General features: G+C 68.1%; 19 protein-coding genes. All 19 read right to left on the bottom strand.

What is annotated here, in order from left to right; all coding sequences use genetic code 11:
* Positions 1 to 8 precede the first annotated feature (8 nt).
* Positions 9 to 950 (bottom strand): 2-hydroxyacid dehydrogenase, encoded by a 942-nt coding sequence (locus JTE92_RS12935; RefSeq protein ID WP_063241104.1) that lies wholly within the window; start codon positions 948 to 950, stop codon positions 9 to 11.
* 212 nt (positions 951 to 1162) lie between these two features.
* A complete protein-coding gene (locus JTE92_RS12930; RefSeq protein WP_063241103.1) occupies positions 1163 to 3193 on the bottom strand; it encodes an acetyl/propionyl/methylcrotonyl-CoA carboxylase subunit alpha in 2031 nt (676 codons plus the stop codon).
* A gap of 98 nt (positions 3194 to 3291) precedes the next feature.
* Positions 3292 to 4314 (bottom strand): biotin synthase BioB, encoded by a 1023-nt coding sequence (bioB, locus tag JTE92_RS12925; protein WP_063241102.1) that lies wholly within the window; start codon positions 4312 to 4314, stop codon positions 3292 to 3294.
* Between the two features lie 23 nt (positions 4315 to 4337).
* Positions 4338 to 5081 carry a dethiobiotin synthase gene (gene bioD, locus JTE92_RS12920; protein ID WP_063241101.1) on the bottom strand — a complete coding sequence of 248 codons (744 nt, stop codon included), beginning with the start codon at positions 5079 to 5081 and terminating at the stop codon, positions 4338 to 4340.
* Positions 5078 to 6292, bottom strand: coding sequence for an 8-amino-7-oxononanoate synthase (bioF, locus tag JTE92_RS12915; protein ID WP_063241100.1), 1215 nt, complete (start codon positions 6290 to 6292; stop codon positions 5078 to 5080). Before bioF ends, bioD begins: the two co-directional genes overlap by 4 nt.
* Positions 6282 to 7688 (bottom strand): adenosylmethionine--8-amino-7-oxononanoate transaminase, encoded by a 1407-nt coding sequence (gene bioA, locus JTE92_RS12910; RefSeq protein WP_063241099.1) that lies wholly within the window; start codon positions 7686 to 7688, stop codon positions 6282 to 6284. The genes bioF and bioA overlap by 11 nt, the downstream gene beginning before the upstream one ends.
* A 328-nt stretch (positions 7689 to 8016) precedes the next feature.
* The gene (locus JTE92_RS12905; RefSeq protein ID WP_063241098.1) at positions 8017 to 8805 is read right to left on the bottom strand and encodes an enoyl-CoA hydratase/isomerase family protein; all 789 of its coding nucleotides are present in this window, start codon (positions 8803 to 8805) and stop codon (positions 8017 to 8019) included.
* 44 nt (positions 8806 to 8849) lie between these two features.
* Positions 8850 to 9740: a dienelactone hydrolase family protein gene (locus JTE92_RS12900; protein WP_063241097.1), complete on the bottom strand. Its 891-nt coding sequence runs from the start codon at positions 9738 to 9740 to the stop codon at positions 8850 to 8852.
* An 86-nt stretch (positions 9741 to 9826) separates the two neighbouring features.
* Complete coding sequence (locus JTE92_RS12895) at positions 9827 to 11434, bottom strand: carboxyl transferase domain-containing protein (RefSeq protein ID WP_116386738.1); 1608 nt, start codon at positions 11432 to 11434, stop codon at positions 9827 to 9829.
* 87 nt (positions 11435 to 11521) lie between these two features.
* Positions 11522 to 11950, bottom strand: coding sequence for a YchJ family protein (locus JTE92_RS12890; protein WP_063239870.1), 429 nt, complete (start codon positions 11948 to 11950; stop codon positions 11522 to 11524).
* Entirely contained in the window at positions 11947 to 12633 is a 687-nt protein-coding gene (locus JTE92_RS12885; RefSeq protein ID WP_063239871.1) for an HAD family hydrolase, read from the bottom strand. The genes JTE92_RS12890 and JTE92_RS12885 overlap by 4 nt, the downstream gene beginning before the upstream one ends.
* 95 nt (positions 12634 to 12728) lie before the next feature.
* Entirely contained in the window at positions 12729 to 13859 is a 1131-nt protein-coding gene (locus JTE92_RS12880) for an acyl-CoA dehydrogenase family protein (RefSeq protein WP_063239872.1), read from the bottom strand.
* Between the two features lie 31 nt (positions 13860 to 13890).
* Positions 13891 to 14571 (bottom strand): SDR family oxidoreductase, encoded by a 681-nt coding sequence (locus JTE92_RS12875; RefSeq protein ID WP_063239873.1) that lies wholly within the window; start codon positions 14569 to 14571, stop codon positions 13891 to 13893.
* A gap of 172 nt (positions 14572 to 14743) precedes the next feature.
* Positions 14744 to 15922, bottom strand: a complete 1179-nt coding sequence (locus JTE92_RS12870; protein WP_063239874.1) for an acetyl-CoA C-acetyltransferase — start codon at positions 15920 to 15922, stop codon at positions 14744 to 14746.
* A gap of 62 nt (positions 15923 to 15984) precedes the next feature.
* A complete protein-coding gene (gene can / locus JTE92_RS12865; RefSeq protein ID WP_063239875.1) occupies positions 15985 to 16656 on the bottom strand; it encodes a carbonate dehydratase in 672 nt (223 codons plus the stop codon).
* Positions 16653 to 18476: a bifunctional isocitrate dehydrogenase kinase/phosphatase gene (gene aceK, locus JTE92_RS12860; RefSeq protein WP_063239876.1), complete on the bottom strand. Its 1824-nt coding sequence runs from the start codon at positions 18474 to 18476 to the stop codon at positions 16653 to 16655. Before aceK ends, can begins: the two co-directional genes overlap by 4 nt.
* Before the next feature lie 123 nt (positions 18477 to 18599).
* Positions 18600 to 19781, bottom strand: coding sequence for an isovaleryl-CoA dehydrogenase (locus JTE92_RS12855; protein WP_063239877.1), 1182 nt, complete (start codon positions 19779 to 19781; stop codon positions 18600 to 18602).
* A 36-nt stretch (positions 19782 to 19817) separates the two neighbouring features.
* Positions 19818 to 20312, bottom strand: a complete 495-nt coding sequence (locus JTE92_RS12850; RefSeq protein ID WP_063239878.1) for a PaaI family thioesterase — start codon at positions 20310 to 20312, stop codon at positions 19818 to 19820.
* A 93-nt stretch (positions 20313 to 20405) separates the two neighbouring features.
* On the bottom strand, positions 20406 to 20870 hold the full coding sequence (locus JTE92_RS12845) for a MerR family transcriptional regulator (RefSeq protein WP_063239879.1): 465 nt from the start codon (positions 20868 to 20870) through the stop codon (positions 20406 to 20408).
* Positions 20871 to 21042 lie beyond the last annotated feature (172 nt).

Raw genomic sequence — 21042 nt, 5'->3', positions numbered from 1 at the left:
CGTCGTGCTCAATAGCCGCGCTGCAGGTCGACCACGCCGGCAATCGGCTGGCCCGAACGCAGCGCGCGGATCTTGCCGGCGATCTGGGCGATGCTGTCCTCGCGCAGCGTCAGCGCCGAGATATGCGGCGTCACCGTAATGCGCGGCTCCTGCCAGAAGGGATGATCCGCCGGCAGCGGCTCGGTGCGGAACACGTCGAGGGTGGCGCCCGCGAGCTGGCCCGACTGCACCGCGGCCAGCAGGTCTTCCTCGACCAGGTGCTGGCCGCGCGCCACGTTGATCACATAGGCGCCCTGCGCCAGCCGCGCGAACAGGCCGGCATTCAGGATGTTCTCGGTCTGCGGTGTCAGCGGCAGCACATTGACCAGCACGCGCAGGCCGTCCAGGAACGGCGCCTGGCCCGCATCGCCATAGAAGCCGCTGACGCCCTCGATCGCGCGCGCGGTGCGGCTCCAGCCGCGCACCGGGAAGCCGAAGCCGGCCAGCGTGCGGGCGATATGCGTGCCGAGCGTGCCCACGCCCATCACGCCGATGGTGAAGCCGGCGCGGCGATGCGGCTTGAGGAATTTCCAGTTGCCGGCGCGTTCCTGCGCCTCGTAGGCGTCGAGCTTGCGGAAATAGCGCAGCACGGCGGCGGTGACGTACTCGGCCATCTGCGCGGCCATGCCGGCATCGTCCAGGCGCACGATCGGCACGCCGGCGGGCAAGGCATCGGGCGCTTCGTCGCGCAGCCGCAGGATGCCGTCGACGCCGGCGCCGAGGTTGAAGACCGCCTTCAGGTCGGTGCGGCCGCGCAGCATTTCCACCGGCGGGCGCCAGACCACGGCGTAGTCGGCCGGCTCGCCGCGGCTGCCCTCCCAGGTCAGGCATTCGGCTTCGGGCAGGGCCTCGGCAAAGCCGTCGATCCACGGTTCATAGCGGCCGTCGGGGACGTATAACTGCAACTTCATCTTGTCTCCAGGGGATGTTGCGGGGCGGGCGTTGACTGTCATTCCCGCGCAGGCGGGAATCCAGCGTCTTTTTTGTCCCGCTTCAGGCACAAAGTCACTGGGTTCCCGCCTGCGCGGGAACGACGGGTGAGACGGATGCCCCAAAGGGCTATTTTGGCAGAGGAATGCGATCAGGGTCAGCCTTCGGGCCGGACCCGGACCGTACGCGCCCCCTACTTGCCCTCTTGCTTGCCCTCGAACGCCAGCAGTTGCGCCCCTTCGGCCACCTGCTCGCCCACCCCGTAGAGCACTTCGCTGACCACGCCGTCGGCCGGCGCGCTGATGGTGTGCTCCATCTTCATCGCCTCCATCACCAGCAGCGGCGTGCCGCGCGTTACCGTGCTGCCGGCTTCGACCATCACCGCGATGACCTTGCCCGGCATCGGCGCGGTCAGCTTGCCGCCCTCGCCTTCGGCTTCGCCGGCATGCGCCAGCGGGTCGAGCCACGCCAGCGCGACATGCCGGCCGCCGTAGAAGACATGGAGGGTCTCGCCATCGCTATGCACCTGCCCATGCGCACGGCGGGTGCCGAGGTTGACGCGCAGGTCGTCGGCCTGGCAGGCGCTGGCGAAGGGCGCGGCCTGGTCGGCGTAGATCAGCGTGCTGCCGCGCGCATTGGTGTTCAGCGTCACGTCGAGCACCTGCTCGCCGTAGCCGAAGCGCAGCTGGCGCGAAACGCCGCCGTTGAGCCGCCACGCGCCGCCGTGGGTCCACGGCGAATGGGGATCGGCAGCGTCGATGCGCAGTTCGCGCGCCTCGCGATCCAGCAGCGCGGCGACGGCCAGCGCAATGATTTCCATGCCGACAGGAGCCGGCGGCGGGAACAGGGTCTTCTCGTTGCGCTCGATCAGCCCGGTATCGAGGTCGGCGGTGCGGAACGCTTCCGACTTCACCAGCCGCTGCAGGAAGGCCACGTTGGTCGACAGGCCCACCACGTGATACGCGGCCAGCGCCTGGCGCATCCGCGCCAGCGCCTCATCACGGTCCTTGCCCCAGACGATCAGCTTGGCGATCATCGGGTCGTAGTACGGGCTGATGGTGTCGCCCTCGCGCACGCCGGCATCGATACGGATGCCGGCCGGGCCGTGGGCGTCATCGCCGCGCATGAACTGCACCGCGGGCGGCGTGCGCAGGAAGCGCAGCGTGCCGGTGGACGGCAGGAACTGCTTGTCGGGGTTCTCGGCGTAGATGCGCGCTTCCAGCGCGTGGCCGTCGATGCGCAGCTGGTCCTGCGTCAGCGGCAGCGGCTCGCCGGCGGCCACGCGCAGCTGCCATTCGACCAGGTCCTGCCCGGTGATCATCTCGGTGACCGGATGCTCGACCTGCAGGCGCGTGTTCATCTCCATGAAATAGAAGGAACCATCCTGGTTGGCGATGAACTCGACGGTGCCGGCACCAACGTAGCCAACCGCCTTGGCCGCGGCGACTGCCGCTTCGCCCATGGCGCGGCGGCGCTCCTCGGTCATGCCGGGTGCCGGCGCCTCTTCCAGCACCTTCTGGTGGCGGCGCTGCACCGAGCAGTCGCGCTCGAACAGGTAGACGCAGTTGCCGTGCGTATCGGCAAACACCTGGATCTCGATATGGCGCGGGCGGGTCAGGTACTTCTCGACCAGCACCTTGTCGTCGCCGAAGCTCGCCGAGGCCTCGCGCTTGACCGAGGCCAGCGCGGCCTCGAAGCCATCGCCCGACTCGACCACGCGCATGCCCTTGCCGCCGCCGCCCGCGCTGGCCTTGAGCAGCACCGGGTAGCCGATGCGGTCGGCCTCGCGGCGCAGCAGCGCCGGGTCCTGGTCCTCCCCGTGGTAGCCCGGCACCAGCGGTACGGCAGCGCGCTCCATCAGCTGCTTGGCCGCGCTCTTGCTGCCCATCGCGTGGATGGCCGAAGCCGGCGGGCCGATGAAGACCAGCCCCGCCGCGGCGCAGGCCTCGGCGAAGGCTTCGTTCTCGGACAGGAAGCCGTAGCCCGGGTGGATCGCCTGGGCGCCGGTCTCCTTGGCCATCTCGATGATGTGGTCGGCGCGCAGGTAGCTGTCGCGCGCGGCGGCGCCGCCGATATGGACGGCTTCGTCGCAGAAGGCGACGTGGCGGGCATCGGCATCGGCATCCGAGTACACCGCGACGGTGCGGATGCCGAGCCGGCGGCAGGTGGCGGCGACACGGCAGGCGATCTCGCCGCGGTTGGCGATCAGGATCTTGCTGAACATGGCTCCCTCCTTGTTATGCCGTTATCGGCATCTTACGGCGGGGAGGTGTCCAATGGGTTAATTCCGGTGTCGTTATCCGACGCAAGTACCCCTCGCAACTACCCCGCGTAGCCCTCCGCACGGATGTCCAGGCGGGCCAGCAGCGCGCGATCGCGATCGGCCTGCGGGTTGCCGGTGGTCAGCAGCTTTTCGCCGTAGAAGATGGAATTGGCGCCGGCCATGAAGCACAGCGCCTGCAAGGCTTCATCCATGGCCTCGCGGCCGGCCGACAGGCGCACCATGGCCCCGGGCATGGTGATGCGGGCCACCGCAATCGTGCGGACGAACTCGAACGGGTCCAGCGCCTCGGTGCCGGCCAGCGGCGTGCCTTCGACCTGGACCAGGTTGTTGATGGGCACCGACTCCGGGTACGGGTCCATATTGGCCAGCTGGGCGATCAGGCCGGCGCGCGCCTCGCGCGATTCGCCCATGCCGACGATGCCGCCGCAGCAGACGTTGATGCCGGCGTCGCGCACGTGGCCGATGGTGTCGAGGCGGTCCTGGTAGGTGCGCGTGGTGATGATCTTGCCGTAGAACTCGGGCGAGGTATCCAGGTTGTGGTTGTAGTAGTCCAGCCCGGCGTCCTTGAGCTGCTGCGCCTGCTCGGCCTTGAGCATGCCCAGCGTGACGCAGGTCTCCAGGCCCATCGCCTTGACCTCGCGCACCATGTCCATCACCGGCTCGAGGTGGCGGTCCTTGGGGCTGCGCCAGGCGGCGCCCATGCAGAAACGCGTGGCGCCGTTGGCCTTGGCGGCGCGCGCGGCGTCGAGCACCTCGTCCAGCGCCATCAGCTTCTCGGCCTTGACGCCGGCGTCGTGGTGCGCGCTTTGCGGGCAATAGCCGCAATCCTCCTCGCAGCCGCCGGTCTTGATCGACAGCAGCGTCGACAGCTGCACGGTGTTGGCGTCGAAGTGCTCGCGATGCACCTGCTGGGCGCGGAACAGCAGGTCGTTGAACGGCAACGCGAACAGCGCGGCAACATCGTCGACGCGCCATTTGGCGTCATCCGGCAATGCGTGCTGGCGCGCGGTCTGGCGCAGCGATTCGGCGGAGATGGTGGTAACGGTGTGGGCTTGGGTCATGTTCTTTCCAGTCGGATTGTGGTTCAGGCGGCGAGGCCGGCGGCCTCGGCCCGGGATCTGGCGGTGGCGGCGAACAGCGGCGCGAGGTCCAGGCAATTCGCGGCGGCAGCCGCGGCGGGATCGAGTTGCCAGGGCAGTTCGCCCAGGCAGGGCGCGTCCAGCGACGCATGCAGCGTGGCGATGTTCTCGTCGGCGAGGAGCATGTCGGGGTCGACCCGGTTGGCGATCCAGCCGGCCAGCACCAGGCCGCGCGCACGGATCGCTTCGGCGCTCAGCACGGCGTGGTTGAGGCAGCCCAGGCGGATGCCGACCACCATCACCACCGGCAGGCCCAGCATCACGGCCAGGTCGGCGGTGCTCCAGCGCACCGCGCCGGCGTCGAGCGGGACGTGGAAACCGCCCACGCCCTCCACCACCACGGCGTCGGCCTGGCGGCGCAGCGCATCGAACGCATCGCGGATCGGCGCGCGCGTGATGCGCACCCCTTCCTGCGCCGCGGCCAGGTGCGGCGAGCACGGCGTGCGCAGCAGGAACGGGCAGGTATGGCCGAGCGGCACCGTCACCGAGCTGGCGGCACGCAGCTGCGCCACGTCGTCGTTGTGCCAGTGGCCGTCGCGCCATTCGCTGCCGCTGGCAACGGGCTTCATGCCCGCGCTGCGATAGCCGGCGCCGTTGAGCGCATGCAGCAGCGTGGCGCTGGCGTGGGTCTTGCCGACGCCGGTATCGGTGCCCGTGACGAAACAGGCAAAGTGGCGCGGCGCCGTCATGCGGCCTCCTTGCACGCGATCGCCCCGCTGATTGCGTCGAGCAGCCGCTGCACGTCGGCCTCGTCGTGCGCGGCGCACAGCGTGATGCGCAGCCGCGCCGTGCCTTCCGGCACGGTCGGCGGCCGGATCGCGCCGACGCGGATGCCGCCGGCCTCCAGCGCCGCCGACAGCGCCAGCGACGCCGCGTTGTCGCCGACGATCAGCGGCTGGATCGCCGTCTGGCTCTCGCCCAGCGACCAGCCGGCGCTGGCGGCCAGCCGTGCCAGGCCTTCACGCAGCAATGCAATGCAGCGCATCAGTTGCGCACGGCGTTGCCGGCCTTCCTCGCCTTCGATGATCGTCAGGCTGGCCAGCAACGCATGCGCCACCGCCGGCGGCGCGGCCGTGGTGTAGATATACGGCCGCGCGGTGTTGACCAGGTGCTCGATCACGGCCTCATGCGCGGCGACGAACGCGCCCGCCACGCCGGCGGCCTTGCCGAGCGTGCCGATATAGATAAAGCGCTCGGACGACAGCCCCAGCGCTTCCAGCACGCCGTGGCCCTGCTCACCGAGCACGCCGAAGCCGTGCGCGTCGTCGACGATGATCCAGGCGTCGTAGCGCTCGGCCAGCGCCAGCAGCTCGCGCAGCGGCGCGACGTCGCCGTCCATGCTGAACACACTGTCGGTGACGATCAGCTTGCGCTCGCTGGTGCTGGCCGCCAGCAGCGCTTCCAGCGCGGCGGTGTCGCAATGCGGGTAGCGCTGCACGTCGGCGCGCGCCAGCCGGGCGCCGTCGATCAGCGAGGCGTGGTTGAGCGATTCGCAGAACAGCGTCGCGCCCGCCGTGCCCAGCGCGGTCAGCACCGCCATGTTGGCCATGTAGCCGGTGCAGAAGTACAGCGTCTGCGCGTGCGGGATATGCGGCGCGAACCAGCGTGCCAGTTCTTCTTCAAGCTGCGCATGCGCCAGCGAATGGCCGCTGACCAGGTGCGACGCGCCGCTGCCGGCGCCGTAGCGGTGCGCGCCTTCCGCCAGCGCGGCGATCACCTTCGGATGGTTGGCCAGCCCCAGGTAATCGTTGCTGCAGAACGTCAGCAGCGGCTGCGGCTGCGCATCGGCCGCACCCACGGCCTGGTGCGGCGCGCACGCGGTGTGGGCGATGCGGCGGCGGCGCGTCAGGGCCAGCTGTTGGCGCTGCGCGGCGGCCTGTTTCAGTTGTTCAAGCAGCATGGCGGACCTCCGCGCTGGTGGTGGTGACGTCGTCGAGCGTGGCCAGCAGCTGCTGGCCCAGCCAGTGCGCCTGGGCGGCATCGAAGACATAGGGCGGCAGCACGTACAACGTATTGCCGATCGGGCGAACCAGCAGTTCGCGTGCCCGCGCGGCATGGTGGAAGCGCGCGGAGAAATCGGCGCCTGCCACATCGGCGCGCACATCGGCGGCCCAGGCCAGGCCGCGCTGGCGCACGTGCTGCAGGCGCTCGTCGGCAGCCAGCGGCGCCATCGCGTCGGCGAGCCAGCGGGCGCGCTCGCGGTTCTGTTCGATCACGTTGTCCTGCTCGAACAGGTCGAGCGTGGCCAGCGCGGCGCGGCAGGCCAGCGGGTTGCCGGTGTACGAGTGCGAATGCAGGAAGCTGCGCGCGAGTTCGTCGGCAACGAAGGCGCGCTGGATTTCGGGGCGCGACAGCACCAGCGACAGCGGCAGGTAGCCGCCGCTGATGCCCTTGGACAGGCACAGGAAATCGGGCCACGCATGCGCGGGCAGCGCCGCGTCAGTGCCCCGCGACTGTTCCCACGCGAAGAAGGTGCCGGTGCGGCCGCAGCCGACCGCGATCTCGTCGGCGATCAGGTGCACCCGGTAGCGATCGCACAGCGCGCGCGCGCCGTCGAGGTAGGACGGGTCATGCATCGCCATGCCGGCGGCGCCCTGCACCAGCGGCTCGACGATCAGCGCGGCGATCTGGCCGGCGCGCTCGCGCAGCAGCGCTTCCAGCTCCGCCAGCGCGCGCGCGGCCACGTCGGCGGCCGATTCGCCGCGCAAGGCCTGGCGCGCGTCGGGCGACATCACCACGTGCGCGCGGCGGATCAGCGCGTCGTAGGCGTCGCGGAAGATTTCCACGTCGGTCACCGCCAGCGCGCCCACGGTCTCGCCGTGGTAGCCGTTGCGCAGGCAGACGAACTCGCGCTTGGCCGGCAGCCCGGTATTGCGCCAGTAGTGGAAGCTCATCTTCAGCGCGATCTCGACCGCCGAGGCGCCATCCGAGGCGTAGAACACATTGCCGAGCGCGCCACCGCTGAGCGCGGACAGGCGCTCGGCCAGTTCCACCGCGGGGGCATGCGTGCAGCCGGCGAGCATCACATGCTCGAGCGTTTCCAGCTGGCTCGCCAGCGCGGCATTGATGCGCGGGTTGGCGTGGCCGAACAGGTTGACCCACCAGGAGCTGGTGGCGTCGAAATAGCGGCGGCCGTCGGCATCGAACAGCCACGGGCCTTCGCCGCGCACGATCGCCAGCGGCAGGGCGTCGTCATCGGGGCGCAGGCGGGTGCAGGGGTGCCAGACCGCGTTGCGGCTGCGCTGGCCTAGCGACTGCGCCGGCGCCTCGCCGGGAAAAAGGGACGGGTGATCCAAGGTAGCCCTCCTTTGTTGACCGTCCGGGTGCCTGGCGCTGCCGGCTGGGCCGGGGACGCGATATTGGCGGACGGGTTCGGGAGGGTCATGTTAGGAATGTCCCTTTGGGGTTGGCAATGTTGCCGGATTTTTTGATTTGGGGGTGGTTTGACGGGAATTGGGGGATGTTATCGGGATGAAGCACTCGTCTTGCGGTTAGCGTGCTGCGATCTTCACGCAAAATCCGGCTAGCTTTTTTTCGGAGCTCCAAGCTTCCGGTGTGCTGCAACGTGGCTCCCCTCTCCCGCCTGGCGGGAGAGGGGAGCAAACACTCGGTTGGATTAAAGCCTCAGGCCGGGCGCCACGACGGCGACCGCTTTTCCAGGAACGACCGCACGCCCTCCTTCCCTTCCTCCGACGCGCGGATCTTCGCGATCCGGTCCGCCGTGTCCGCCAGCAGGTCGTCATCGATCACCTGCCCCGCAATATCCTGCACCAGCCGCTTGCTTTCGCGCACGGCATTGGGGCTGTTGCCGACCAGCGCGGTCGCCAGCTCGGCCACCTTGGCGTCGAGCGCTTCGGCCGGCACCACCGCATGGACGAAGCCCAGCCGCAGCGCCTCGGCCGAGTCGAAGCGTTCGGCGGTGATGAAGTAGCGGCGCGCCGCCTGCTCGCCCATGGCGCGGATCACGTAGGGGCTGATGGTGGCGGGCAACAGCCCCAGGCGTGCCTCGGACAGGCAGAAATGCGCGTGCTCGGCGGCCACGGCGATGTCGCACGCGGCGACCAGGCCCATGCCGCCGGCGTAGGTGTCGCCCTGGATGCGCGCGATCACCGGGCGCGGGCACGACCAGACCGTATGCAGCATCTGCGCCAGCGTCAGTGCGTCGGCGCGGTTCTGGTCGTCGGAGTAGCCGGCCATCTTCTTCATCCAGTTCAGGTCGGCGCCCGCGCAGAAGGCCGGGCCGTTGCCGGCCAGCACGATGGCGCGCACCTCGTCCATGTCGCCGAGCGCGCGGAAGGCGCCGGTGACTTCGGCGATCACGGTCTCGTTGAAGGCGTTGCGCACGTCGGGCCGGTTCAGCGTCACGGTGGCGACGTGGTTGGCGATATTGACGGTGAGGGTGGTGAATTCCATGGTTCGCTCCGTTGGCGGATGTCTGAATGGTTGGCGGTTGCGGCTCAGGAGCCGGTCTCGAACGGCAGGCCGAGCGAGTGGAAGAAGGCGGCGACCTCGGGCACCCACAGCGGGATGCCTTCGCGCGCGCTGAACAGCCGGTGCGAGTCGTTGGCGAACTCGCCCACGTCGAACAGCCGCGCATTGGCCGCTTCGCCCCTGGCCTGTGCCTTGTATGCGTTGAACATGCGACCGGGCAATGGCACCGGCCAATAGCTGTCGTTGTCGCCGTACACCCACAGCGACGGATAGCGCGCCGCGCTGCCATAGCTGGCGAAGGTGTCGACCAGCCGGTCTTCCCAGTCCGCGCAGTTCAGGTTGCGCAGCCCGCCGGCAAAGTTGACCACGCCGCGCACGCCGGGATAGCTGATGGTGCTGAAGGCCATCGTGGTCAGCCCGCCTTGCGATTGCCCGATCACCACGATGCGCTCCATGTCGATATAGGGCAGCGTGGCCATGTAGTCGAGCGTGGCGACTACGTCGTCGGCCTGCATCATGCCGTTGGACTCGATGTCGCAGCTGCCGCCCACGTAGGCACCGCCCGAGCGCGCGAAGCCCTGACGCATCGGCAGCACCACCACGTAGCCGCGGCGCAGGAACTCGGCGCTCTGCGCCGGGAAGCGCGCGCGCCCTTGCGTGAAGGGGCGGCCCGGCGCCTTGCCGTGGTTGATCACCACCAGCGGGAACGGCCCTTCTCCCGGCGGCTTGAACACCGTGGCTTCCAGGTCGATGCGCGACGGGATCGCGGCCTTGGGCAGCATCACCACCTGCTCGGTGAAGCGCATGCGCGGCGCGGCCTGCCCGGTGCCGGCCCCCGTCTGCGCCGGCGCCGGCAAGGCCGGCAGCAGGGCGAGCACCGTGGCAAGGCAGGAAAGCAGACGGGTCACGCAACGCATGGAAGTGGAAGCCCAGGAAAACCGATAAAGCCGCTGAAACCAAACAAACCGATAAAGAAGAAGATAGAACCGATGCCGTGACGGCGCTACATGCGGAACACGCCGAACTTCATGTCCTCGATCGGCGCGTTCAGGCTGGCCGACAGGCCCAGCCCCAGCACCGTGCGCGTCTGCGCGGGATCGATCACGCCGTCGTCCCACAAGCGCGCGCTGGCGTAGTACGGGTGGCCCTGGTGCTCGTACTGGTCGCGGATCGGCTGCTTGAAGGCATCCTCTTCTTCCGCGCTCCACTTGCCGCCTTTCGCTTCGATCCCATCGCGGCGCACCGTCGCCAGCACGCTCGCCGCCTGCTCGCCGCCCATCACCGAGATGCGCGCGTTCGGCCACATCCACAGGAAGCGCGGCGAATACGCCCGCCCGCACATGCCGTAGTTGCCGGCCCCGAACGAGCCGCCGATGATCACCGTGAACTTCGGCACCTGCGCGGTCGCCACCGCCGTCACCATCTTGGCGCCGTTGCGGGCGATGCCCTCGTTCTCGTACTTGCGCCCCACCATGAAGCCGGTGATGTTCTGCAGGAACACCAGCGGGATCTTGCGCTGGCAGCACAGCTCGATAAAGTGCGCGCCCTTGAGCGCCGACTCGGAGAACAGGATGCCGTTGTTGGCAACGATGCCGACCGGGTAGCCCCAGATGCGCGCGAAGCCGCATACCAGCGTGGTGCCGTAGCGCGCCTTGAACTCGTCGAACTCGGAGCCGTCGACGATGCGCGCGATCACCTCGCGCACGTCATACGGCTTGCGCGTGTCGGTGGGGATCACGCCGTACAGCTCTTCCACCGGATACAGCGGCTCGACCGGCTCGTGCAGGCGGATCTGGTCCGGCTTGCGGCGGTTCAGGTGCTGCACGATATTGCGCGCCAGGCTCAGCGCATGGTGGTCGTTCTGCGCGAAGTAGTCGGCCACGCCCGACAGGCGCGTATGCACATCCGCGCCGCCCAGGTCCTCGGCGCTGACTTCCTCGCCGGTGGCGGCCTTCACCAGCGGCGGGCCGCCCAGGAAGATGGTGCCCTGGTTCTTGACGATGATCGACTCGTCGCTCATTGCCGGCACGTACGCGCCGCCCGCGGTGCACGAGCCCATCACCACCGCGATCTGCGGGATGCCCTGCTTGGACAGGTTGGCCTGGTTGTAGAAGATGCGGCCGAAGTGGTCGCGGTCGGGGAACACGTCGTCCTGGTTGGGCAGGTTGGCGCCGCCGGAATCGACCAGGTAGATGCACGGCAGGTTGTTCTGCTCGGCGATCTCCTGCGCGCGCACATGCTTCTTGACCGTCAACGGGTAATACGTGCCGCCCTTGACGGTGGCGTCGTTGCAGACGATCACGCATTCCTGCCCGGCCACGCGGCCGATGCCGGTGATGATGCCGGCGCCCGGCGCGGCATCGTCATACATGTCGTAGGCGGCGAGCTGCGACAGCTCCAGGAACGGGGTGCCCGGATCCAGCAGCATCTGCACCCGGTCGCGCGGCAGCAGCTTGCCGCGCGACAGGTGCTTGTCGCGCGCGGCCTCGCCGCCGCCTTCCGCCAGCTTGGCGATCTTCGCCTTGAGGTCGGCCACCAGCTCCCGCATCGCGTCGGCGTTGGCCTTGAACGATTCCGAGCGGGCGTTCAGTTTGGTTTCCAGCGTGGGCATCGTATCGTCTCGTTGCTAGAGTCTTGGTGGGAATCCGTCCAGCCTGCGCTGCATGCGTGGGATGGAGGCCGGGCTATGTGGCGATGCTCATGGCGCTTCCCCGATCATGTCGCCATCCACATAGAGCCAGCGCGGGGTCTCGCCCGGCGCGCGCGGCTCGTGCACGAAGCGGCTGCGCTCATGCAGCCGCCAGGCGCGCCCGCCGACCTTGTAGCGCGCGACGAACTCCACTTCGGCATGGGTGTCGTCCTGCTGCGCGTGCGCCTTCACCGACAGCCCGAGCCAGCGCGTGGCAGTGTCCGGCACAAGATCCGCCGGACAGGTAGACGGATGCCACGTCTGGCGCAGCCAGTCGGTGTCGTTCAGCACATAGGCGCTGTAGCGCGAGCGCATCAGCGCCTCCGCATTGGGCGGCAACGCCTCGCCGCGATGGAAGCGGCCGCAGCACGCGGCATAGTCCGCGCCACCGCACGGGCACGGCGCCGGTCCGGCCTTGGGCGGGCGGCGCGCTGTCATCCCACCAGCTCCGGCAGCTCGCGCATGTCGGTGAAGAGCGTGTGCGCACCGGCTTCGCGCAGCGACGCGGGGTCGTTGCGCGCGGCGTAGCCGAACACCGTCATGCCGGCGGCCACGCCCGCGGTGACGCCGGTGGGGCTGTCTTCGACCACGGCGCAGCGCGCCGGCTCGACGCCCATGGTGCGCGCGGCCAGCAGGTACACGTCGGGGGCGGGCTTGCTGCGCGCCACTTCGGTGGCGGAGAAGATATGCTCGCGCTCATCCTGCTGGAACAGCTCGACCAGTCCGGTCCTGGTCAGCTGCAGCTTGACCTTGACACGGTCGGCGCCCGACGCCACGCACACCGGCATGCCGGTGGCGGCGATCTGGCCGATGGCGTCGCGCACGTGCGCCACGGCGGCCACTTCGGCCTCGAGCACGGCGTTGCGGCGCGCCAGCCACGTCGACAGCCAGTTCTCGGGCAGCGGCGCGCCGCGCATGCGTTCGATCATGTCCAGTTCCTCGCGCACGGCGCGGCCGAGGAACAGGCGCGTGGAGTCTTCCAGCGAGATCTCGATGCCGAGCTCGTTCAGCATCTGGTTGAGCACGCGGTTGACGATGGGCTCGCTGTCGACGAGCACGCCGTCGCAGTCGAAGATCACGCAATCGAAGCGGCCGGAATGGCCTTGGGTTACTGCGGTCATGCGGGCTTCTTTTCCTTGTTGTCCAGGCGGTCGTGCCGCCTGTTGCCGGGGGCGCCGGCGGCACATGGCATCATCGTACGCTGTTTAGGCCCTGGTCAGGCCAGCGCGCGCGCAATCAGGATCTTCTGGATATCGCTGGTGCCCTCGTAGATCTGGCACACGCGCACGTCGCGGTAGATGCGCTCGACCGGGAAATCGCTGACATAGCCATAGCCGCCGAACACCTGGATCGCATCGGAGCAGACCCGCTCGGCCATCTCGCTGGCAAAGAGCTTGGCCATCGCCGCTTCCTTCAGGCACGGCCGGCCGGCGTCGCGCAGCGCCGCGGCGTGCCACACCATCTGGCGCGCCACGTCGATGCGCGTGGCCATCTCGGCCAGCCGGAACTGCACCGCCTGGTGCTGGAACAGGGGCTGGCCGAAACTCTCGCGTTCCTTGGCATACGCCAGCGCTGCTTCGAACGCGGCGCGCGCCATGCCGATGCTTTGCGAGGCGATGCCGATGCGCCCGCCTTCCAGCCCGGACAGCGCCATCTTGTAGCCGCCGCCCTCTTCGCCCAGCAGGTTGGCGGCCGGCACGCGGCAGTCCTCGAACAGGATCTGCGCGGTATCCGACGAATGCTGGCCGAGCTTGTCCTCCAGCCGCGCCACCACGTAGCCCGGCGTCGAGGTCGGCACGATAAACGCGCTGATGCCGCGCTTGCCGGCGGCCTTGTCGGTCACCGCCAGCACGATCGCCACGTCGGCGTTCTGGCCGCTGGTGATGAACTGCTTGACGCCGTTGAGCACGTAGCCGTCGCCGTCGCGGACCGCGGTGGTGCGCAGCGCCGAGGCATCGGAGCCGACGTGCGGCTCGGTCAGGCAGAACGCGCCGAGCATCTCGCCGCGCGCCAGCGGCACCAGCCATTGCTGCTTCTGCGCTTCGCTGGCGAACGACATCAGCATGCTGCACACCGGGCAGTTGTTGACGCTGATGACGGTGGAAGTGCCGCCGTCGCCGGCCGCGATCTCTTCCAGGATCAGCGCGAGCGACAGGTAGTCGAGGCCGGCGCCGCCGTATTCTTCCGGCACGGCCACGCCATACGCGCCCAGTGCCGCCAGCTCGCGATGCACGTCCTTGGGGAAGGTCTTGTCGCGGTCCCACTGCGCGGCCTGCGGTGCGATCACCTCTTGCGCAAACTGGCGCACGGCGTCGCGGATCATTTCCTGTTCGGGGGTCAGCAGCATGTCGATGGTTGGTTGGTCGTGCGCGCCGCGATCACCAGGGGATCGGCGTGCCGTCGTAGTTGTGGAAGGTGCCGTTGTCGCGCCGCTTGACGCCGGCCAGTACCTGGCGCATGCCCTTGACGCTCTGCTGCACGGTCAGGTCGGCATCCTGGCCGCCCATGTCGGTCTTGACCCAACCGGGGTGCAGCGCGACGCAGGTGGCATGGCGCGCGTCGAGCGACACCGCGCGCAGCGCGGCGTTGGCGCCGGCCTTGCTGACGCGGTACAGCCAGCTGCCGTTGTGCTCCATGCCGCCGATGCTGCCCATGCGCGAGGACAGCACCGCCAGCACGCCGCCGTGGCCGGACTGCCCGGCTTCGACGTAGGGCAGCACCAGCGGCAGCGCCATCATCGGGCCGAGCACGTTGACGTGCATCACCCGGTCGAACTCCTGCGGCGTCACCGGCTGCGCGCCTTCGGTGCGCGGGCCCAGCACGCCGGCGTTGTAGATCGCCACGTCGAGCGCTTCGCCGTCGAGCTTCCAGCCCAGGCCGGCGACCGCGCCGGGATCCGAGAGGTCGACCTGGTGGGCTTCGGCGCCGAGCGCCTGCAATTCGCCCACGCCTTGCGGCGTGCGTGCCGCCGCGATGACGCGCCAGCCGTCGGCGCGGTACTGGCGGACAAATTCAAGGCCGATGCCGCGGGAGGCACCGAGGATGAGGACGGTTGGCAAGGCTGGGCTCCTTTGTCTGGTTTTGCTCCCCTCTCCCATTTATGGGAGAGGGGTTGGGGGAGAGGGCCGGCGCTGGCCCGAGGTGAGGCATTCGGTCTGCCTGCGCCGGCCCTCTCCCCCGGCCCCTCTCCCGCAAGCGGGAGAGGGGAGAAAACAAGCGGGAGGGAAAGGATTACAGAATCTCGATCCCCACCGCCGTCGCCTCGCCGCCACCGATGCACAGGCTCGCCACGCCACGCTTGCCGCCGGTCTTGCGCAGCGCGCCGATCAGCGTGGTCATGATGCGCGCGCCCGAGGCCCCGATCGGATGCCCCAGCGCGCACGCGCCGCCGTGGATATTGACCTTGTCGCGCGGGATCTTCAGGTCGTGCATGGCCGCCAGCGGCACCACGGCAAAGGCCTCGTTGATCTCGAACAGGTCGACGCTGTCGGTGGTCCAGTCCAGCTTGCGGTACAGCTTGGCCATCGCCTCCACCGGCGCGGTGGTGAACCAGCCCGGTGCCTGCGCGTGCGTGGTGTGGCCCAGCATGCGCGCGATCGGCTGCAGCCCCAGCTTTTTCGCGGTGGAAGCGCGCATCATCACCAGCGCCGAGGCGCCGTCGTTGATCGACGACGACGATGCGGCGGTGATGGTGCCGTCCTTGGCAAAGGCCGGCTTGAGCGACGGGATCTTGTCGAGCTTGATGCGGCGCGGGCCTTCGTCGGTGTCGATCACCGTGTCGCCGCCCTTGCCCGATACCGTCACCGGCGCGATCTCCCAGCGGAAGTCGCCCTTCTCGGTGGCCTGCTGCGCGCGGCGCACGCTTTCCATCGCGAACTCGTCCTGCTGCTGGCGCGTGAAGCCGTACTTGGCGGCGCAGTCCTCGCCGAAGGTGCCCATGGCGCGGCCCTTGTCATACGCGTCTTCCAGGCCGTCCAGCATCATGTGGTCGTAGATCATGCCGTGGCCGATGCGGTAGCCGCCGCGGCCCTTCGGGATCAGGTACGGCGCGTTGGTCATGCTTTCCATGCCGCCCGCGATCGCGATATCGAACGAGCCGGCGATCAGGCCGTCATAGACGGTCATCGCCGCGCGCATGCCCGAGCCGCACATCTTGTTGACGGTGGTGCAGCCCACGCCCAGCGGCAGGCCCGCGCCCAGCGCGGCCTGGCGCGCCGGCGCCTGGCCCTGGCCGGCGGGCAGCACGCAGCCGAACACCACTTCTTCCACCTGCTCCGGCTTCAGGCCGGCGCGCTCTACCGCCGCACGGATGGCGACGGCGCCGAGCTGGGGCGCGGTCACGCTGGCGAATTCGCCCTGGAACGCAGCCATCGGCGTGCGGGCGGCTGAAACGATGACGATCTCTTCCATGTCGGGTCTCCTGGATCGGTGTCTGTGAGGATGTGGGAAAGCGGGTTCGGAAAGGCAGCCTGTCAGCGGATCGATGCCTGCGGCGGATCGCCGTACTGGCGGTAGGCCGCGGCCAGCTGCTCGTGCAGCTCGTCGTTGTTGCTGGCGGCCATGCCCAGGTCGCGCAGCAGGCCGTCGGACACGCCGTAGATCCAGCCGTGCACCGTGACGGCCTGGCCACGGTCCCAGGCGTCCTGGATCACCGTGGTCTGGCAGATATTGCTGACCTGTTCGATCACGTTCAGTTCGCACAGGCGGGTGTGGGCATCTTCCTCGCGCAGGATCGTGCCCAGGTAGGCCTCGTGCTTGTCGGCCACGTCGCGCACATGGCGCAGCCAGTTGTCGGCCAGGCCGATGCGCTCGCGCTTGAGCGCGACCTTGACGCCGCCGCAGCCGTAGTGGCCCACCACGGTGATATGGCGCACCTTGAGCACTTCCACGGCGAACTGGATCACCGACAGCGCGTTCAGGTCGCTGTGCGCGATCACGTTGGCGATATTGCGGTGGACGAACACCTCGCCCGGCGCCAGCCCCAGGATCTGGTTGGCCGGCACGCGCGAATCGGAGCAGCCGATCCACAGGTATTCCGGCGCCTGCTGGTTGGCCAGGCGGGTGAAGAAGGCCGGGTCTTCCGCGTTGACGCGGTCCACCCACTCGCGGTTGTTGCGGAACAGCTGCGCGATGGCGTCATTCATGCGACTCTCCTTGCAGGGTCGGCGGCAGACAGTTCGGAGGCAGCGCCGTAGCGGTTGATGAATCGCTCGGTAGGGTGATAGGCAAAAAAGTCATGGACATGTCCGGCCAGCAGCCGGTCCTTGTGGCCCTGCCACATGGCAGGGTCGAAAAAATCCGCATGGTGCCGCAGGAACGCAGCGCGCACGCGCGTGTCGCCCAGCAGGAACGTGCGGAACGTCTCGGGAAAAATATCGTGCGGCCGCACCGTGTACCAGACCTCGCCCGACATCTCTTCCTCCTCGTTGCGCGGCTGCGGCACGTGGCGGATATTGCAGTCGGTCAGGTACTCGATCTCGTCGTAGTCGTAGAACACCACGCGCCCGTGCCGCGTGACGCCGAAATTCTTGTACAGCATGTCGCCCGGGAAGATGTTGGCGGCCATCAGCTCCTTGATGGCGTTGCCGTATTCCAGCACGCCGTGCTCGACCTGCTCGTCGGAGCCTTCCTGCAGGTAGATGTTCAGCGGCGTCATGCGGCGTTCGATATAGACGTGGCGCACCACGATCTCCTCCTCGCCCTGCTTGCCGCGCTGGTATTCGATCATCGACGGCGCGTGCTGCTGGAATTCGCGCACCAGCGCATCGTCGAAGCGCGACAGCGGGAAGGCCACGTCGGAGTATTCCAGCGTATCGGCCATGCGGCCAACGCGGTCGTGCTGCTTGACCAGCTGGTACTTGGACTTGACCAGCTCGCGCGTGGTTTCCTTGGGCGCCGGGAAAAAGTCCTTGATGACCTTGAACACGTACGGGTACGACGGCAGCGTGAACACCAGCATCACCAGGCCGCGGATGCCGGGCGCGACGATGAACTGGTCCGACGAATGCTGCAGGTGATGCAGGAAATCGCGGTAGAACAGGTTCTTGCCCTGCTTCTGCAAGCCCAGCGACGTGTAGATCTCCGCGCGCGGCTTGCGCGGCATGATATCGCGCAGGAAGGTCACGTAGGCCGACGGGATCTCCATGTCGACCATGAAATAGGAGTGCGTGAACGAGAACAGGATCAGCAGCTGTTCCTTCTTCAGCAGCACGGTATCCAGCATCAGCTTGCCCGAGGCGGCATGCACGATCGGGATCGCCAGCGGGAAGGTGCGGTCGCCGTTCAGGATCCGGCCGATGATGAAGGCCGACTTGTTGCGGAAGAACAGCGACGACAGCGTATGGATCTGGAAATTCGGCGCGGTGCGGAAGTCGCCGAAATGCTCGCCGATCGCGCGCACCACGTAGCCGATGTCGCGCCGCAGGTCTTCGAACGGGTGCTCGAGCTGGAAGTTGTGCACGATGCGCTCGAAGCACGCCGCCATGCCCGCGCGGCTGCCCGGATAGTAGGCGCGGAAGGTCGGGCGCGTCGGCGATTCCTCGTTCTCGATGTATTCGGTCGAGATCGCCGGCCGCACGAAGATGAAATCGTTGTTGAAGTACGAGCGGTGCAGGATGCGCGTGCAGACCGAATTGAAGAAGGTCTCGGCCAGTTCGGGCTGGTGGTGGTTGGTCAACAGCCCGATGTAGTGCAGCTTGATCTGTTGCCAGATCTCGTCGTCGATGTTCTCGGCGTCATATTCGTCTTCGAGGATGACGCTCGATTCGCGCACGCGTTCGTTGTAGAAGGCGATGCGGTCGCGCTGGATCTGCTGCAGCCCATGCCAGTCGCCGGCCTCGAACTTGAGCTTGGCCTGGTGGCTGACCTCGCGGAACAGCCGGTAATGCTTGTCGAACCCGTCGAGCATCGTTCTCGCCACATCGAAGGCAATCTGCGAGGAGAGCAGTTTGGGGAAGTGGGACATGGGTCGACGGGGGCGACTGCGTGACGGTCTTGCGACGGGTAGTGAGATTGTAAATGGGTTCCGGGGAGCGCTCCGGATGTCCGGGGGCGCCGGAGGTGATTCCGGCGCCCCCGGGCACGCCGCTTACATCGTTTCCGCGAACAGTTCGCGGCCGATCAGCATGCGGCGGATCTCCGAGGTGCCGGCGCCGATCTCGTACAGCTTGGCGTCGCGCCACAGGCGCCCGGCCGGGTACTCGTTGATATAGCCGTTGCCGCCCAGGATCTGCACGGTCTCGCCCGCCATCCAGGTGGCCTTTTCCGCCGTGTACAGGATCACCGCGGCGCAGTCCTTGCGCACCTGGCGCACGTGGTCGCTGCCGAGCGCGTCCAGGTTCTTGCCGACCGTGTACAGGTAGCTGCGCGCCGCCTGCAGCGTGGTGTACATGTCCGCCACCTTGCCCTGGATCAGCTGGAACTCGCCGATGCTCTGGCCGAACTGCTTGCGGTCGTGGATGTACGGCGTGACCACGTCCATGCACGCCTGCATGATGCCGACCGGGCCGCCCGACAGCACCGCGCGCTCGTAGTCCAGCCCGCTCATCAGCACCCTGGCGCCGCCGTTCTCGGCGCCCAGGATGTTCTCCACCGGCACTTCCACGTCCTCGAACACCAGCTCGCCGGTGTGCGAGCCGCGCATGCCCAGCTTGTCCAGCTTCTGCGCCACCGAGAAGCCCTTCATGCCCTTCTCGACGATAAAGGCGGTCATGCCGCGCGCGCCCAGCTCGGGCTCGGTCTTGGCGTACACCACCAGCACGTCGCAGTCCGGGCCGTTGGTGATCCACATCTTGGTGCCGTTGAGCACGTAGCGGTCGCCCTTCAGCTGAGCGCGCAGCTTCATGCTGACCACGTCGGAGCCGGCGTTGGGCTCGCTCATCGCCAGCGCGCCGATCCACTCGCCCGACACCAGCTTGGGCAGGTACTTCGCCTTCTGCGCCGGCGTGCCGTTGCGGTGGATCTGGTTCACGCACAGGTTGGAGTGCGCGCCGTACGACAGGCCCACCGAGGCCGACGCGCGGCTGATCTCTTCCATTGCGATCATGTGCGCCAGGTAGCCCATGTTGGCGCCGCCGTATTCCTCGGCCACCGTGATGCCGAGCACGCCGAGGTCGCCCATCTTCTTCCAGGCGTCCATCGGGAACTGGTCGGTGCGGTCGATCTCGCCGGCGCGCGGGGCAAGTTCGGCCTGGGCCCAGTCGCGCACGGAGTTGCGCAGCATCTCGATGTCTTCGCCCAGATCGAATTTCAGGCCTGGCAGTTCGGTCATGTCGGTCTCCTGTTGGATTCGGTATGTGTCAGTGCTTCAGACGTGGTCCAGGGTCTTGACCACGCACAGCGTCATCAGCATGGTGGCCACCTGCTTGCGGCGGCCCTGCTGTTCTACGTAGACCTCGCCCTGCGCCACGATCAGCGTGCGCCCGGGCTTCAGCACCCGCCCCACCGCGACCAGGCGTTCGCCTTGCGCGGGGGACAGCAGGTTGATCTTGTATTCGGCGGTCAGGCCCGCCTCGCCCTCGCCCACCATCGACAGCGCGGCATAGCCGCAGGCGCTGTCGGCCAGCGCGCCGACTACGCCGCCGTGGAAGAAACCATGCTGCTGGGTCACGCCGTCGGACCACGGCATCGCGATTTCGACCTCCCCGCGCTCCACCCGCTGCAGCGTGGCGCCGAAGCTGGTCATCAGCCCCTGGCGCGAGAAACTGGTGGCGATGGCATCGGCACGCGCGGCGGACAGCGCTTCGGGTTCGGCGGGTACGGCGCGTTCAGCGAGCAGGGCACTGGCGTTGGCAGACGTCATGGCTTGGTTCCGGTGTGGAGGTGTTGGAGTATTCTATTTACGTTTACGTAAACGTCAATCCGAATCGGCACGGAAGCCGTGCCAGGTGATGCATCAGGCCGATCGCTTCCGGGCCGGCGCATCGCCGCCCTCCGGTGCCACGGGCTTGCCGCCGGTCTGCGCGGCCAACAGATCCCTGCAGTGACGCTCATGCTGGTCGATCTCGGCAAGTTGCGCCTGCAAATCTTCCATCTGCCGCTCCAGTGCGCCGCGGTGGGCGGCAAGCGCGTGCAGGAAGCGTTCGAGTTGCGGGGCGGTGTCGCGCGGCGACTCGTAAAGATCCAGGATTTCACGGATCTCATTGAGAGTGAGCCCTAACCGCTTGCCGCGCAGCGTCAGCTTCAGCCGGGTCCGCTCGCGGCTGTTGTAGACCCGCTTGCGGCCGCCCGGGCCTTCGCGCTCGGGGGCCAGCAGGCCCTGGTCTTCGTAGAAGCGGATGGCGCGGGGCGTGACATCGAACTCGCGGGCGAGGTCGGTGATGGTGTAGGTTGCGGAGGCGGGAGATTGCGTGACTGCCATGGGTGCGCCCAGTAAAGTGAACGGTCGTTCGTTGCGAAGTCAAGTTTTCGCTTAAGATGGAGACGAACCGCCAGAGTTGACGTTTACGTTAGCGTCAACCCTGGCGACTGGCAACTGGCGCGAACAGGAACGTTACGCCCGCGCGCCGCAACGAGAAAGCCTGCCTGCCCCC

The sequence above is a fragment of the Cupriavidus oxalaticus genome (assembly GCF_016894385.1).
GTDB classification, from domain to species: Bacteria; Pseudomonadota; Gammaproteobacteria; order Burkholderiales; family Burkholderiaceae; genus Cupriavidus; species Cupriavidus oxalaticus.
Note: the sequence above shows the minus strand (reverse complement) of the source record. Positions and strands in the feature narration are given on the sequence as shown.